The sequence below is a fragment of the Alcanivorax sp. HI0007 genome, assembly GCF_001635525.1.
In the GTDB taxonomy this organism is placed as follows: Bacteria; Pseudomonadota; Gammaproteobacteria; order Pseudomonadales; family Alcanivoracaceae; genus Alcanivorax.
Map to the genome: position 1 here is coordinate 1 of NZ_LWEJ01000224.1, position 524 is coordinate 524.

Below are 524 nucleotides of genomic sequence, written 5' to 3' on the forward strand. Positions count from 1 at the left end.
CTCAAGCAGCTGATGAGCAAGTCCCGGGAACAGGGCATGCAGACCTTCGACCAGGCACTTTACGACCTCTACTCCGCTGGCGAAATCACCTACGAAGACGCCATGCTCCACGCGGATTCGCCCAACGATCTGCGCCTGATGATCAAACTGGGCAACGAGACCGACGCCTCCAGCCTGGATGTGGCCACGCGGGGATTGAGCATTGAGGACACGGAGTAAAGACAGTTAATAATTAACAGTGAATAGTTAATAGTTGCGCGGGGAAGCCCGTTACGGACTGATGGGCCCTGCCCGCGATAGCAGGGACGCTTTTTTACTTTACCAATGGAGGGGGAAACCCATGCAACAACAAAAAGAAACGCACCTGACACCCATCGGCTATCTGCTGTGGTTTTTCGGCGGGATCTTCGGTTACCACCGGTTTTACTATGGCCGCCAGCTCACCGGCCTGCTGTGGATGTTGACCGCCGGGCTGTTACTGATCGGCTGGATCGTGGATGCCTTCCTGATTCCTGGCATGAACC

1 protein-coding gene and 1 pseudogene are annotated in these 524 nt (G+C 55.5%); both read left to right on the forward strand.

Annotation, left to right across the window (positions count from 1 at the left end; all coding sequences use genetic code 11):
- Positions 1-219, forward strand: a pseudogene (locus A3714_RS11155) (type IV pili twitching motility protein PilT); the annotation flags it as partial.
- A 121-nt stretch (positions 220-340) separates the two neighbouring features.
- Positions 341-524: TM2 domain-containing protein (locus A3714_RS11160; protein ID WP_156493861.1), on the forward strand; the 184-nt coding region annotated here is incomplete at its 3' end.